The 13,635-nt window shown below is 73.6% G+C and carries 9 protein-coding genes; 6 read left to right on the forward strand and 3 right to left on the reverse strand.

Annotation, left to right across the window (positions count from 1 at the left end):
• Positions 1 to 75: 75 nt before the first annotated feature.
• The gene (locus GA0070618_RS16855; protein WP_088982496.1) at positions 76 to 2,103 is read right to left on the reverse strand and encodes a hypothetical protein; all 2,028 of its coding nucleotides are present in this window, start codon (positions 2,101 to 2,103) and stop codon (positions 76 to 78) included.
• A 245-nt stretch (positions 2,104 to 2,348) separates the two neighbouring features.
• Between GA0070618_RS16855 and GA0070618_RS16860 the strand changes: the two genes are divergently transcribed.
• The 6 genes from GA0070618_RS16860 (at position 2,349) to GA0070618_RS16890 (ending at position 11,094) form a co-directional block, all read left to right on the forward strand.
• Positions 2,349 to 3,146, forward strand: a complete 798-nt coding sequence (locus GA0070618_RS16860) for a S1 family peptidase (RefSeq protein WP_088982497.1) — start codon at positions 2,349 to 2,351, stop codon at positions 3,144 to 3,146.
• A 348-nt stretch (positions 3,147 to 3,494) separates the two neighbouring features.
• Positions 3,495 to 7,124, forward strand: a complete 3,630-nt coding sequence (locus GA0070618_RS16870) for a non-ribosomal peptide synthetase (protein WP_088982499.1) — start codon at positions 3,495 to 3,497, stop codon at positions 7,122 to 7,124.
• A 16-nt stretch (positions 7,125 to 7,140) separates the two neighbouring features.
• The gene (locus GA0070618_RS16875) at positions 7,141 to 8,124 is read left to right on the forward strand and encodes an aldo/keto reductase (RefSeq protein WP_088982500.1); all 984 of its coding nucleotides are present in this window, start codon (positions 7,141 to 7,143) and stop codon (positions 8,122 to 8,124) included.
• Positions 8,125 to 8,335: 211 nt separating this feature from the next.
• Positions 8,336 to 9,073, forward strand: coding sequence for a sulfotransferase-like domain-containing protein (locus GA0070618_RS16880; RefSeq protein ID WP_088982501.1), 738 nt, complete (start codon positions 8,336 to 8,338; stop codon positions 9,071 to 9,073).
• Entirely contained in the window at positions 9,070 to 9,915 is an 846-nt protein-coding gene (locus GA0070618_RS16885; protein ID WP_088982502.1) for a family 3 encapsulin nanocompartment shell protein, read from the forward strand. The genes GA0070618_RS16880 and GA0070618_RS16885 overlap by 4 nt, the downstream gene beginning before the upstream one ends.
• Positions 9,916 to 9,927: 12 nt before the next feature.
• A complete protein-coding gene (locus GA0070618_RS16890; protein ID WP_088982503.1) occupies positions 9,928 to 11,094 on the forward strand; it encodes an MFS transporter in 1,167 nt (388 codons plus the stop codon).
• Between the two features lie 51 nt (positions 11,095 to 11,145).
• On the opposite strand, the gene GA0070618_RS16895 is transcribed toward GA0070618_RS16890, so the two are convergent.
• A complete protein-coding gene (locus tag GA0070618_RS16895) occupies positions 11,146 to 12,258 on the reverse strand; it encodes an NAD(P)/FAD-dependent oxidoreductase (protein WP_143740356.1) in 1,113 nt (370 codons plus the stop codon).
• Between the two features lie 126 nt (positions 12,259 to 12,384).
• Positions 12,385 to 13,611: a S8 family peptidase gene (locus tag GA0070618_RS16900; protein WP_088982505.1), complete on the reverse strand. Its 1,227-nt coding sequence runs from the start codon at positions 13,609 to 13,611 to the stop codon at positions 12,385 to 12,387.
• Between the last annotated feature and the right edge of the window lie 24 nt (positions 13,612 to 13,635).

Consider the following 13,635-nt stretch of genomic DNA (forward strand, 5'->3'; position numbering starts at 1 on the left):
GAACACCCAACGCCTCGAAACACTCAACGCCCTGAAACACCCAACGCCGCACACACGCGGCGAGCGCCCGAGCGGTCAGCCGGTGGGAGCGGTGCAGGGGACTCCCGCGCAGGTGTCCACCAGCGTGCCGGAGTCGAGGAAGCGCGCGATCATCGCCCGGATCTCCGGTGAGTTCCTGGGGTGCCCGTGCGGGTCGAGACCCTCGCGGGGCGGGGTGTTTCCGGTCGGGGGCGCGGGCGAGCCGCTGTCGACCATGACCAGCACGCTTCCGGTGTAGGGCAGCGCCGGGACCGCCGGGATGCCCCAGAACGGCACGACGTCGGGGCTGCGACCGGCCGCCAGCGCCGGGGTGCGCAGACGCGCTCCGATGGTGCGGGCCTGTACCTCGGTGGCGATGTTGGCCACCTGGTGGTCGCCGAACGCCTCGATCATGATCACCTGCTTGGTCGGGGTGCCGGGCAGCGGGTCGCCGGTGAGGTGGTGCAGGTAGCCGTTCGCCTCGCCACGGTCCCAGAGCATCTGGGCCAGGGCCAGGCAGAGCTGCTGGTCGACCGGGTCGGGGTAGGCGTTGTGGAAAACCGGGTGGAACTGGTCGAAGTCGACGCTGCGGTCCAACAGCGTCGAGTAGTTCGCCGCCGGTACGCCGAGCGCACAGCGGGTGAAGTCGGTGGCGACGGCGCAGAGTGCCCCGCCGAGGATCCCGCCCTGGCTGTTGCCGAGGTAGACGAGTTGGCCGGCACCGGTGCGGGTGAGCGGACCGGTCTCGTCCCGGAAGGCGTCCTTCGCGGCGGCGCCCCGGGCGTGGATCAGCGCGCGGCCGAGGTAGAGGAAGTTCAGGAAGGACTGCTGGGTGCGGTCCGGGATCGAGCCGAACCGGGAGAAGTCACCGAGCGAGCGGATGACGTTCGGGACGTCCGTGGTCGCCATGCCGATCCACGCGGTGGCGCAGAGCATCGAGTTCGACTCCTGGGAGTACTGCTTGAGCTTGCGGGAGTCGATCTCGGTGGGGGAGCCGAGCAGGCCGTGGCCGTACAGGGTCGGCCGGGCCGGGGTGGCGGCGCTCGCCGAGCGGGGGATGTTGCAGTAGAACTTCGCCGTGATGTTCAGGCTGCGCTGCTCGGGCAGCCCGTCCGGACCGTAGTTCAGCCGCGAACCGGGCGGGCCGAGCGGGGTGTCGAGGTAGCTCGGTACCCGTACGCTCCCCTCGACCTGCCGTCGGATGTCCGGGTCCTGCTCGGCGGTGTAGTCGGTGACCTTGTCCACGGTCACCACCGGAGAGGCCGTGCCGAGTTGGCCGAACGCCTCGTCCCGCATGTGCCGGACGCGTTCGGTCAGGCTGCGCTCGCTGGCCACGGTGAAGTCCCACGCGAGGTGCAGGGCGGCCGGGTCGACCCCGGCGGTGGACAGCGCGCCGATCGCCCGTTGCGCGTACTCCCAGCGGCGGTGCAGCGCCGGGTCGGCCGGTGCGGTGGGCGCCCGCAACGTGGCGAACAACTCCGACGCCGGAATCGTCGCCCCGGCCGAGTCGCGCAGGTGGCGCAGGCCGACCGCGTACCGGGTGTTCTCGTCGAGGTTGCGGGCCGGCCGGATGATCAGCACCTGGCGGTCCGGGTCGTCGGCGGCGTTGGCGTCGAGTTCGGCCCAGTACGGGTGCCGTTCCCCGGTCCTGGTGTTGACCAGCACGATCGGGGCGTCCGGCGCGAGGGACCGGCCGATGTCGGTGGACGGGGCGATCCCGGAGGTCACCGGGTCGAGCCCCGGTATCCGGGTGAGCAGCATCGAACCGGGGGAGAAGCCGTCGTTGCGGTTCCAGTCCGCCGGGTCGATGTTGGTGCCGAAGATGTTCTCCGGCATTGCCGAGCGTTGCAGGTCGACGCGGATTCCGGTGTCGGTGGCCGGGTCGGCGACGGTGTACAGGTCGCTGGGGAACGGCAGCAGGCAGGCGGCCGGGTCGACCGGGTCGCAGCCGTCGGCCAGGCTCCCGGTGGCCCCGTCCCCGGCACGAGGCGGGGGTGCGGCGGTCGCCGGCACGGCGGCGGCGGGAACGGCGAGCAGCAGCGCCAGGACGGCGGAGCGGAGCACGTACGCGCTTCGTGGACGCATGGGACCCTCCGGGAGCGGGTGGCCGGCAGGTTACGCCCATCACACCCCGTATACATATAGACGTCAATACGTGACCCGGGGTTGATCATTGTGCACGGTGGACGATCGGATGGTTCGGCTGGTGGTATGACGAATGCGGAATAGTCGCAATGCATTGCCAATCTTCGATGGAAAACCGTAGGCTTCCGCCATCGTGACCTCGGCACGCCGACGGCGTGCCACCCCCAGGTTCGGGAGGCTCCCCCATGGCACCCTGGCGCAGATTCCTCCGTCGTACGGCCGTCGCGTTGGCGGCGGTGACCGTCGGCTCCTTCGTCGTGGCGGCTCCGGCCGTCGCCCAGTCCGAGGCCGACGTGACTCCGCAGGTCGTCGGCGGCACGCCGGCCGCCCAGGGCGAGTTCCCGTGGATGGTGCGGCTCTCGATGGGCTGCGGTGGCTCGCTCTACAGCCCGAACCTGGTGCTGACCGCGGCGCACTGTGTGGGCCGGACCGGGTCGAACACCAGCATCACCGCCACCCTCGGGGTGGTCGACCTCCAGTCGTCCAGCCGGATCACGGTCCGCTCGAACTACGTCTACCGGGCGCCCGGCTACAACGGGTCCGGCGACGACTGGGCCCTGATCCGGCTCGCCACCCCGGTCACCACGCTGCCGACCCTGAAGATCGCCAACACCACCGCGTACGACAACGGGATGTTCACGGTGGCCGGCTGGGGTGCGGCCCGTGAGGGTGGAGCTCAGCAGCGGTACCTGCTGAAGGCGCAGGTGCCCTTCGTCGACGACGCCACCTGTCAGTCCAACTACGGCGGCGACATCATCCCGGCCGAGGAGATCTGCGCGGGCTACGCCAGCGGCGGGACCGACACCTGCCAGGGTGACTCCGGTGGCCCGATGTTCCGCCGGGACGCCGCCAACGCCTGGATCCAGGTCGGCATCGTGAGCTGGGGCAACGGCTGCGCCCGTCCGAACTACCCCGGTGTCTACACCCAGGTGAGCTACTTCGCCTCGGCGATCGCCTCGGCGGCGGCCAGCCTCGGCGGCTGACCGTCGCCGCCCGGCGCGACCGGCCGACCGCCTCGCGCCGGGCGGACGTCCCGCCGGGCGTGCGCCATCTGCCCGGCGGCGGGGAACCCGCCACCCCTGCCGGGGCGGGCTGAGTCCACGGTGGCCCGGTCGACGGACATCCCGTCGGCCGGGCCACCGGTGTGTCCGGTTCGACCCCGACCCGTCCCGTGAGCAGGACGTCCAGCGCCGGGAATGCTGTCACTGAAAGTTACATATTCCCATGGGTCGATGTTTGCTCTAGTGTCCCTGCGCAGCAGCGAGTGATGTCCGTCACCTGTGGACGGTGTCGGCGCTGCGTCGGGCCCGGCACAGGACGTTGGGGGCGGCATGAGATCCGGTGACACCGGCTCCGCAGTACCGGTCCACGCCGGCGACGGCCTCACCTACCGGTACACCGTGGCCCGACCGGCGGTGCGGGTCGCCCACGACCGGGCTGCCGCCGCGCTGCTGGCCGCCGTCGAGCTGGTCGACCGCCTCGGACGCGAGCTTCCCGTCCGGGTCCGGACCGGTGTCGAGACCCTCGACCTGCCGGAGTGGCCGGCGAGCCTGCACCGGCTCCCCGGCGGACCCGCCCGCGCCACCGTCCGGTCGCTGGCCGCCGTCGGACCACCCGTCGACGGCGACCCCGGAGCGCTGGTGGTGCTTCTCGACAGCGACCCGGGAGCCGACCCGGCCACCGCGCCGGCGCTGCTCCTCGACGGCACCTTCGGAACCGACCTGGTCACCGTGCCGGTGCTGCTCCGTGCCACGGTCACCGCCGACGGGGTCACCGTCGTGGTCCACTGCGCCCCCGCCGACCCGTGGTCGGTGAGCGTGCCGGCGGTGGCCGAGATCTTCGCCGAGGTGTTCGCCACGCTGCTGGCCGATCCACGGCTGGAATCCGGTCGGGCTCCGGCGGTCGGCCCGGTCACCCGGGCACTGGCGTTCGGCCGCCGGGCCGGGCGGGCAGTGGAGGACGCGCCCTTCCGGGCGATCCCCGCCATGATCGAGGAACGTGTCGACGCGCATCCGGACCGGCCCGCCGTCGCCTTCCGGGGGCGCCGGCTCAGCTACCGGCAGCTCGACGAACTGGCCAACGGCTTCGCCGCCGGGCTCGCCACCCGGGGCGTGACCCGGGGCGACGTGGTGCCCGTCCTCCTCGCCGACGGGCTGGAACTGCCGGTCGCGTACCTGGCGCTGATGAAGCTCGGCGCGGCGTTCGTCCCCTTCGACCCGGGGTGGCCCGCCGATCGTCTGCGCGCCGCTCTGGCAGTGGTCCGTCCCCGCCTGATGGTCACCGGCCCCATCCCGGACGGTTCCGCTTCCGGACCGGACGGGCCGCCGACGGTGCCGGTGCGGCTCGACGCCGTCCCGCCCACCGCCACCCGTCCCGGCGTCCCGATCGGACCCGACGACCTGATCTACGGGATCTTCACCTCCGGCACCACCGGCACCCCGAAGTGCGCGATGAACCGGCACGACGGGCTCGCCAACCGGTTCCGCTTCATGACCCGCTGGTTCCACGCCACCGGCGACGAGGTGGTGCTCCAGAACAGTCGGCACACCTTCGACTCCTCGGTGTGGCAGTTGTTCTGGCCGCTCACCACCGGCGGCCGGGTCGTCGTACCGGTGCAGGGCGGTTTCCTCGACGTCGAGGAAACCGTCCGCACCATCGCCGACGAGCGGGTCACCATGACCGACTTCGTGCCGAGCATCCTCGGTCTCCTGGTGGCCATGGTGGACCGGGACCCGGACGCCCGCCGGGCCATCGGCACCCTGCGCCACCTGATCGTGGGCGGCGAGGAGATCGACCCGGCGGCGGTGCACCGGCTCGGCGAACTGGTGCCGGCCATCGCCGTCACCAACGGGTACGGCCCGACCGAGGCGTCCATCGGTATGGTGTTCCACCCGGTGACCCCCGCCGACGGCGACACCATCCCGATCGGCCGACCGATCGACAACTGCCACGCGGCGGTGGTCGACGCCCACCTGCGTCCCCTGCCGCCCGGCGCGGTCGGCGAGATCGTCATCGGCGGGGTCTGCCTCGGCGCGGGCTACCTCGGCGCGCCCGCCCGCACCGCCGAGGTGTTCGTGCCCAACCCGCTGCCGGAGATCCCCGGCCGCCGGCTGTACCGCACCGGGGACCTCGGCCGCCTCGACGCGGACGGACGGCTGCACTTCGTCGGCCGCCGCGACTTCCAGCTGAAGGTCAACGGCGTCCGGATCGAGGCCGGCGAGATCGAGACCGCGGCGACCCGGTTTCCCGGGATCCACCAGGCCAAGGTCATCGTGGCCCGGGACGGCAGCAGCAGGTCCCTGGCCCTCTTCGTCGCCGCCGACCGCGAGGTGCCCGAACCACGACTGCGGGAACACCTGCGCCGGCTGCTGCCCCGGACCAGCGTGCCCCGGCACCTGGTCGTCCTCGACGCCCTGCCGCTGACCCGCAACGGCAAGGTGGACCGGCGGGTGTTGCAGGCCCGCCTCGACGGCCTGCTCGACGAGCGGGCCACCCGGCTGGCCGGCGGTGACGGCGGGCTGCCGGACCCGGTGCTGGCGGTGTTCCGGGCCGTCCTCGGCCAGCCCGACCTCGACGCCGACACCGACTTCCTGGCCGCCGGGGGCGACTCGCTCCAGGCCGTCGCGGTGACCACCGCGCTCGCCGGGGAACACGGCGTCCCGCTCGGCGTCCAGGACCTCTTCGAGCACCCCACCCCCGCGCGGCTGGCCGGTCTGCTTGCCCGACGTCGGCGCGTCCCGGTCGCGCCCGAGGCGGACCTCGTCGCGGCCGACGCCCGTCTCCCCGTCGACCTGCTGGTCCGCGCCGCCGACCCGCGCCGGGAGATCCGCAGCGTGCTGGTCAGCGGGGCGACCGGGTTCGTCGGCAGCCGCCTGGTGCACGAACTGCTCACCACCACCGACGTACGGGTGCACTGCCTGACCCGGGGCGCGGACGACACGGAGGCCACCGCCCGGGTGGTCCGCTCCCTGGCCGACCGGGGCCTGTGGGCGCCGCACCTGGCCGACCGGCTCGCCGGCTACGCCGCCGACCTGTCCCGCCCCGCCGTCGGGCTGGACGCCCGCACCTGGGACCACCTGGCCCGTGACTGCGACCTGGTGCTGCACGTCGGCGCGCTGGTCAACTTCCTCTTCGACTACCGCGCCCACCGGCGGGCCAACGTGCGCGGTACCGCCGAACTGCTCCGGCTGGCCCTCGCGGACCGGCCGAAACCGCTGCACCACGTCTCCACCCTGGGCGTGCTCGACACCGAGGCGGCCCGGCACCGGCTGCCGCTGCCGGAGACCTTCGACCCGTCCGCCGCCACCCCGCCGACCAGCGGGTACAGCCGGTCCAAGTGGGTTGCCGAGCGGTACCTGACGGCCGCCCGCCGCCGGGGCGCGACGATCACCCTGCTGCGCCTGGGCGAGGTGATGCCGGCTGCCGACAACGGGACACCGAACCGCCGTGCCCTGACCCACCTGCTGCTCGCCGCCTGCCACCGGCTCGGCATGCGACCCGACGCGGCGGTCCGCTCCGACTGGACCCCGGTCGACTACGCGGCCCGCCGGATCGTCGCCGCGGTCGCCGACCGGACCACCTGGGGGCGGGCGCTGCACGTGCTGCACCCGCACAGCGTCGACTTCACCGAGCTGCCCGGCGGCGACGCCGTACCCCGGGTCAGCTGTGCCCGGTTCCTCGCCGCGTTGCGGGACGCGGTGACCGACGGCGACCGGGACGCGGCCGCGCTGCTGGCGCTCTTCCCGACCCGGCTGGGCGCGGACGAGGAGCAGCTCCGCGCGGTGTTCGGCGCGCTGCTCACGGACAACCCCCGGCTCTTCCGCCGGGACGGGTGCGACCGGCTGGAACGCCGGCACGGCTTCACCGACGCCGACCTCGGCCCGTCGGTCGACGCCTACCGGAGATGGCTGACCGGGCAGGGACGGATCGGCGGGGACCGGCCCCCGGCCCCGGCAGCGTGACGAAAGGAACATGCGCATGCGTTATCGCAGGTTGGGCCGCCTCGGCTGGGAGATCAGCGAGGTCGGGTACGGCATGTGGGGCATCGGAGGCGGTCCCGGCGGGTTCACCGGCTGGGACTACGACGTCGCCCCCCGCTGCCTCGACGAGGCGGTGGAGCGGGGGTGCAACTTCTTCGACACCGCCTGGGTGTACGGCCGGGGGGTCAGCGAACGCCTCCTCGGTGACCTGCTCCGCCGGCACCCGGACCGGCGACTGTACGTAGCCACCAAGATCCCGCCGAAGAACCGGGAGTGGCCGCCCGGCCCGCAGGACACCCTCGACGACGTCTTCCCGGCCGACCACATCCGCGAGTACACCCGGTACAGCCTGGACAATCTGGGCGTGGAGCGGATCGACCTGATGCAGTTCCACGTCTGGGAGGACCGCTGGGCCGACGACGGACGCTGGCAGGAGACGATCGCCGACCTCAAGCGGGACGGGCTGATCGACGGGGTGGGCATCAGCGTCAACCGCTGGGAGCCCACGAACTGCCTGGCCGCGCTGGACACCGGCCTGATCGACGTCGTCCAGGTCATCTACAACATCTTCGACCAGGCCCCCGAGGACGAGCTGTTCCACCGGGCCCTGCGCGACGACATCGGCATCATCGCCCGCGTCCCGTTCGACGAGGGCACGCTGACCGGCACCCTCACCGCGGAGAGCACCTGGCCGCCGGAGGACTGGCGCAGCACCTACTTCGGACCGGAGAACCTGCTGCCCAGCGTGGCCCGCGCGGAGAAGCTCGCCGCCGACCTGCCGCCCGGGACCACCATGCCGGAGCTGGCGCTGCGCTTCGTCCTGCACCACCCGGCGGTGAGCACCGTGATCCCCGGCATGCGCCGACCCGAGCACGTCCGCGCCAACCTGGCGGTCAGCGACGGCCAGCCGCTCGACCCGGAACTGCTGGGCCGCCTCCGCGCCCACCGCTGGGACCGCCAACCGACCTGGTGGTCGCAGTGAACCCGGCGGCAGCGTGGCGGACGGGAGGCTGCTCGCCGCCGCCCGGCGTGATCGTCCGTACCGGACCACGCCGCCCGGCCGCGCCCACGCCCCCCACCCGCCCCGCGCGGCCCGCCCCGGCGGAAGCGGCCGGCCACTCCGCCGCGCCGGAACCGCCACGCCCCGGTGCCCCGGCGGAGGCGGTGCGGCCCGGGAGGCCGACGGAGACGCCATGGCGCTGATCGCCATGTGGGCGCACCCCCGGGCGATCTCCACCGCGTTCCTGCGGATGATGATCGCCCGGGGGGACGTCACGGTGGTCCACGAACCCCTGGTGACCCTGGTGGACACCGGCCGGGTCGAACTGCCCGCCGCCGACGGCGGCACCGTCACCGCCACCAGCCCGGCCGAGGTCACCGCGCACCTGCTCGACCTGGGTCGGGACCGTCCGGTCTTCGTCAAGGACACGTTGGAGTACCGGTACGGGCACCTCTTCGAGGCCCCGGAGCGGATCGCCGACGTCACGCACACCTTCCTGGTCCGCCACCCGGCCCGCACGATCAGCTCGCACCACGCGATCAAACCGACCGTGGCCTGCCACGAGATCGGCTACGAGCACCAGTGGGACCTGTTCGAGCTGGTCCGGGCGACCGCGCACCGCCCCCCGGTGGTGCTCTCCGCCGAGGCGCTGCTGCGCGACCCGGACCGGGTGGTGGCGGCCTGGTGCGCGGCGGTCGACCTGCCGTACCGGCCGGAGGCGCTGACCTGGGACCCGGGGGACCGGGCGGAGTGGGCCCGGACCCGCATCTGGCACCTGGACGTCGAGCGGACCTCCGGTTTCCGTCCGGTGGCGAAGGACTTCACGGTGACCGTGGAGAACGACGCCACCCTGCGCGCCTACTACGACCACCACCTCCCCTTCTACCAGCGCCTCGTCCAGCACGCCATCCCGCTTGAGGAGCCGTCATGACCAGCGCCAGCGCGCCGCCCGTCACCCGATCCCCCGGGGAGGAGTTCGCCGCGGCGTACGCGGCCGACCCGGCCGGAGCCGAGGTCCGGTTCGACTTCACCATCACCGACGCCTTCCAGCCCACCAAGGAACGGCCCCGGGTGACCGTCCGCAACCTGTTCCGGAAGCGGTCGGTCGGCATGGACCCGGTCCGGTTCTGGTGCGAGGGCCGGCCGGACGCCACCGAGGCCGCGGCGGTGCGGGAGTCGGACCTGCGCCGGGAGGCCGCCTTCCGGTTCGGCATGGCCGAGGCCGGGGTGCACCCGATCCGCGCCTGGGTGCAGATCCCCGAGGAACTGGCGAAGGACCCGGAGGGGCTGGCCGTCTTCGTCGACTACCGGCTGCTGGTCCGGCTCGCCACCGCCGAGAACCAGGCGCTCACCATCGGCGAGCACGGGCTGCTGCGCCACCCGGAGATCGCGAAGCTGCCGTACCGGCACGACTGGCTCACCGGACTGCTGGCCGCCTGCGACGAGATCGAGCAGACCGGGGCCACCCCGCACGCGATGATCGTCAACCCCCGCGACTACTACACCCACCTGCTCGGCCGGAACGGGCTGCTGGAGGACCTGGCCCGCAACGGCGTGCAGATCTCCCGTACCCGGATGGTGGCACCGGGGGAGGCGGTGGTGGGGGACTTCGCGATGGCCGCGCGACTGCTCGACGCCGGACGTTCGGCGATCCGGATCGCCGTACCGCCGCCCGGTACCTTCGCCACCGACGGCCCGGCGGTCTGCGCGGAGATCCACGAGGGACTCGCCATCCACCTGCCGACCCACTTCTTCCACGTCGTCCCGGCCTAGGAGAGACCGCTGATGACCGCGACCGCGCCCGGCGGCACCCTCACGTTCTACCGCCCGTACCTGCCGCTCTTCGGGGCGATCCTGCTCTGCCTGCTCGGGGTGGGGGCGTCCCTGGCCGTGCTGCCGTTCCTGGTCCTCGACGAGCTGGACGGCAACCGCGTCGAGGTGGGCGTGGTGATCGCGGCGATCGCGGTCGCCGCCGTCGTCGCCCGGCCGATCGCCGGTCGGATCGGCGACCGGTACGGCTACCGGACGGTGATGCTCGCCGGGGCCGCCCTCTGCGGCCTGGCCAGCCTCGGCTACCTGGTCGCCGGGAGCATCCCGCTGCTGGTCGCGGTCCGGATCGTGCACGGCGTCGGCGAGGGCGCGGTCTACACCGCCGGGGCGGCCTGGCTGGTGGCGCTCGCGCCGACCGAACGGCGGGGCCGGATCGTCGGGCTGTACGGCATCCACATGTGGGCCGGGATCACCCTCGGGGCGTTGCTCGGCACGGTGCTGCTGCGTACCGCCGGGGGATACCCGGCGGTCTGGGTGTTCGCCGCCCTGACGTCGGCGGTCGGGCTGGCGCTGGTCGCCGGCCGGCCCCGGCCGGTCCAGAAGTCGGCCGCCGGACCGGCCGGGTTCCTGCCCCGCAGCGCGGTCGCGCCCGGCGTCGCGCTCTCCCTCGCCGGTCTCGGGTACGCCGGCCTCGCCGCCTTCGCCGCGCTGCACCTGGCCGACCGGGGCGTGGAGAACGGCATCGCCGCGTTCAACGCCTTCGGCGTCACCTACGTCGGGGTGCGCCTCTTCGCCGGTGGGCTGCCGGACCGGCTGGGGGCGGGCCGGGTGGCGCTCTGGTCGGCCCTGGTGGAGGCGGTCGGCCTGCTGCTGGTGGCGGTCGCGGAGAACCTGTGGGTGGCGATCCTCGGCGGCCTGGTCATCGGGGCGGGGCTCTCGCTGCTCTTCCCGGCGCTGGCCCTGCTGGTGATCAATCGGACTGACCCGGCGCACCAGGGCGCGGCCCTGGGGGCGTTCACCTCGTTCTGGGACATCGGCCTGGTGGCCGGTGGACCCCTCGCCGGCCTGGTCGCCAGCGCCGCCGGCTACCCGGCGGTCTTCTGGGTCACCCTGGCAGCCGCGCTCCTCTCCGCCGCCATCTCCGCCTCCCCGCTGAGCGCCCCCACCCCCAGATCCCCCTGACCCGCGCCGCCCCGGTGACCGGCACGTCGATCTCCGATGTCGCCGTCGACCTCACGGCCGACCGGCGGTGAAGCGGGCCGGGGAGTAGGGGGTGGGGTCGACGGGGGGCGGCCCGGCGGTGACCAGGGCGGCGAGCAGGGCCCCGGCGGCCGGGGCGGTCTGCACGCCGTAGCCACTGAGCCCGGCGAGCCAGAAGAAGCCGGGCGCGTCCGCCGCCGGCCCGATCACCGGCACGTCGTCCGGGGCGGCGGTACGCAGTCCCGCCCAGGCGTGCCGGATCCGTCGGACGGTCAACGTGGTCGCCTCCTCCACCCGGGCCGCCCCGAGCGCCACGTCCAGGTCGTCCGGACGGACGTCACCCGGCGGCACCGGCGTGGCGTCCACCGGGGACACCAGCACGTGGCCCGACTCCGGCTTCAGGTAGAAGGTCCCCGCCACGTCGGCGACCATCGGCCAGCCGGTGACGTCCAGGTCGGCCGGTGCGTCCACCAGGAACGCGGTACGTCGCAGCGGGGTCAACCCCACCGGGCGTACGCCGGCGGCCACGGCGACCTCGTCGGCCCACGCCCCGGCGGCGTTCACCACCGTACGGACGGTGACGTCCCCGGCGTCCGTGGTGACCCGCCAGCGTCTCCGCTCCCGGCGGAGCGACCGGACCCGGGTGAGCCGGCTGAGCGTGCCCCCGGCCGCGCGGACGCCCCGCAGGTAGCCCTGGTGCAGCGCGTCCACGTCGACGTCCCGGGCGGCGGGCTTCAGCATCGCCCGGTGGAACCGTTCCCGCCGCACGATCGGGCAGATGCCCGCGACCTCGGCGAGATCGATCTCCCGGGCCGGCGGGTCGACCTCCGCCCCGTCGCGCAACTGCGCGTCGAACAGGTCCTCGTCGCCGGGCGGGCAGAGGATCAGCGAGCCCCGTGGGGTGAGCAGCGGGTGGGCGGCGAACCCCGGGGGTGGGTCGGTCAGCGGGTCGCGGCTGGCCCGGGTCAGGGCGCGGACCGCCGGGCCACCGTAGTACTCGGAGAACAGGGCGGCGGAGCGGCCGGTGGAGTGGTGGCCGGGCACCTGCTCCATCTCGGCCAGCAGCACGCGGCCGTACCGGGCGAGGTGGTAGCCGGCGGTGGCGCCCGCGATGCCACCGCCGATGACCATATAGTCAATCGTCACTGAATTGGACGGTAGTCGGGTCCGTGGCCACGGGCAACGCCTCCTCCGTGGGTGGCTGCCGTGGCCACCCGGGGAGGACCGGGTGGCCACGGACACGCCGTGTGGATCGGGGATCGGACGGGTGGGTCAGGGGCCGCAGTAGAGCAGCCGGTTCGGGGTGCCGCTGGGCACGCCGGTGACGATGTTGGCGGTGGCCCGGCTGGTCAGGTAGGTGGACACCTGGGCCGGGGACCAGGTCGGGTTCGCCGACAGGGCGAGCGCGGCACAACCGGCGACGTGCGCGGAGGCCGCCGACCCGCCGCTGATGGTGGCGACGGCGGTGTCGCTGGTGTACCAGGTGGACGTGATGTTCTGGCCCGGCGCGTACAGGTCGATGCAGCTGCCGTAGTTGCCGCTCGACAGCCGGGCGTCGGTCGCCGAGGTGCCCACCACGGTCAGCGCGCCGGGCACCCGGCCGGGCGAGTAGTTGCAGGCGCTTCCGTTCGAGCTGCCCCCGGTGGTGGCGTAGGTGATCCCCCGGTTGATCGAGTTGGTCACCGCCGCGTCCAGGGTGGTGTTGGCGGGCCCGCCGATGGCCAGTTCCACCACCGCCGGCCGCTGGGCGTTCGCGCTGATCCAGTCGATGCCGGCGATCACCGTGGCGATGGTGCCGCTGCCCTGGCAGTTGAGCACCCGGACCGGGTGGATCATGACCTCCTTGGCGACTCCGTGGCTGGTGCCGCCGATGGTGCCGGCGAGGTGGGTGCCGTGGCCGTTGCAGTCGTCGGCCGGCAGCGCGCCGTCGACGAGGTCGATCCCGCCGGTGACCCGGGAGCCGAAGTCCAGGTGGGTGGCGCGGACGCCGGTGTCGGCGACGTACACGTGCACGTTGTGCGCGGTGTTCGGGTAGCTGTACCGGTTGTCCAGCGGCAGGTTCCGCTGGTCGATCCGGTCCAGGCCCCAGGACGGCGGGCCGAACTGCGTGCCGGGGCCGATCAGCGGGGTCACCCGGTTCTGCTCCACGTACGCCACCGCCGGGTCGGCGGCGAGGCGGCGGGCGGCCCGCTCCGACAGCCGTACCTCGAAACCGCTGAGGGCGCTGCCGTAGACGTGCCCGACGGTCCCGCCGTAGCGGGCGCGCAGCCGGTCCACGGCCCGGGTGACCTCGGCGGTGACGTTCGTGTCGCCCCGACGCGCCACGTCGTCGCGGAGCACGACGATGTAGCTGTCCCGGACGGCGTCGGCGGCCCCGGCGTGGCGGATGGTTCCCTCGGCGGCGGCGGCCGTCGCGGTGCCGGTCGGCGCGAGTACGGCGGTGAGGGCGGTGGCCAGGGTGAGGGCGAGCAACCGCCCCCGCAGGCGTGATCTGGTCATGGTCTCTCCTCCAAGAGGGACCGG

This window comes from Micromonospora echinospora (assembly GCF_900091495.1).
GTDB classification, from domain to species: domain Bacteria; phylum Actinomycetota; class Actinomycetes; order Mycobacteriales; family Micromonosporaceae; genus Micromonospora; species Micromonospora echinospora.

Coding starts and splice junctions, on each gene's coding strand:
- GA0070618_RS16855 (WP_088982496.1), bottom strand. CDS start 2,103: ATGCGTCCACGAAGCGCGTACGTGCTCCGCTCCGCCGTCCTGGCGCTG.
- GA0070618_RS16860 (WP_088982497.1), top strand. CDS start 2,349: ATGGCACCCTGGCGCAGATTCCTCCGTCGTACGGCCGTCGCGTTGGCG.
- GA0070618_RS16870 (WP_088982499.1), top strand. CDS start 3,495: ATGAGATCCGGTGACACCGGCTCCGCAGTACCGGTCCACGCCGGCGAC.
- GA0070618_RS16875 (WP_088982500.1), top strand. CDS start 7,141: ATGCGTTATCGCAGGTTGGGCCGCCTCGGCTGGGAGATCAGCGAGGTC.
- GA0070618_RS16880 (WP_088982501.1), top strand. CDS start 8,336: ATGGCGCTGATCGCCATGTGGGCGCACCCCCGGGCGATCTCCACCGCG.
- GA0070618_RS16885 (WP_088982502.1), top strand. CDS start 9,070: ATGACCAGCGCCAGCGCGCCGCCCGTCACCCGATCCCCCGGGGAGGAG.
- GA0070618_RS16890 (WP_088982503.1), top strand. CDS start 9,928: ATGACCGCGACCGCGCCCGGCGGCACCCTCACGTTCTACCGCCCGTAC.
- GA0070618_RS16900 (WP_088982505.1), bottom strand. CDS start 13,611: ATGACCAGATCACGCCTGCGGGGGCGGTTGCTCGCCCTCACCCTGGCC.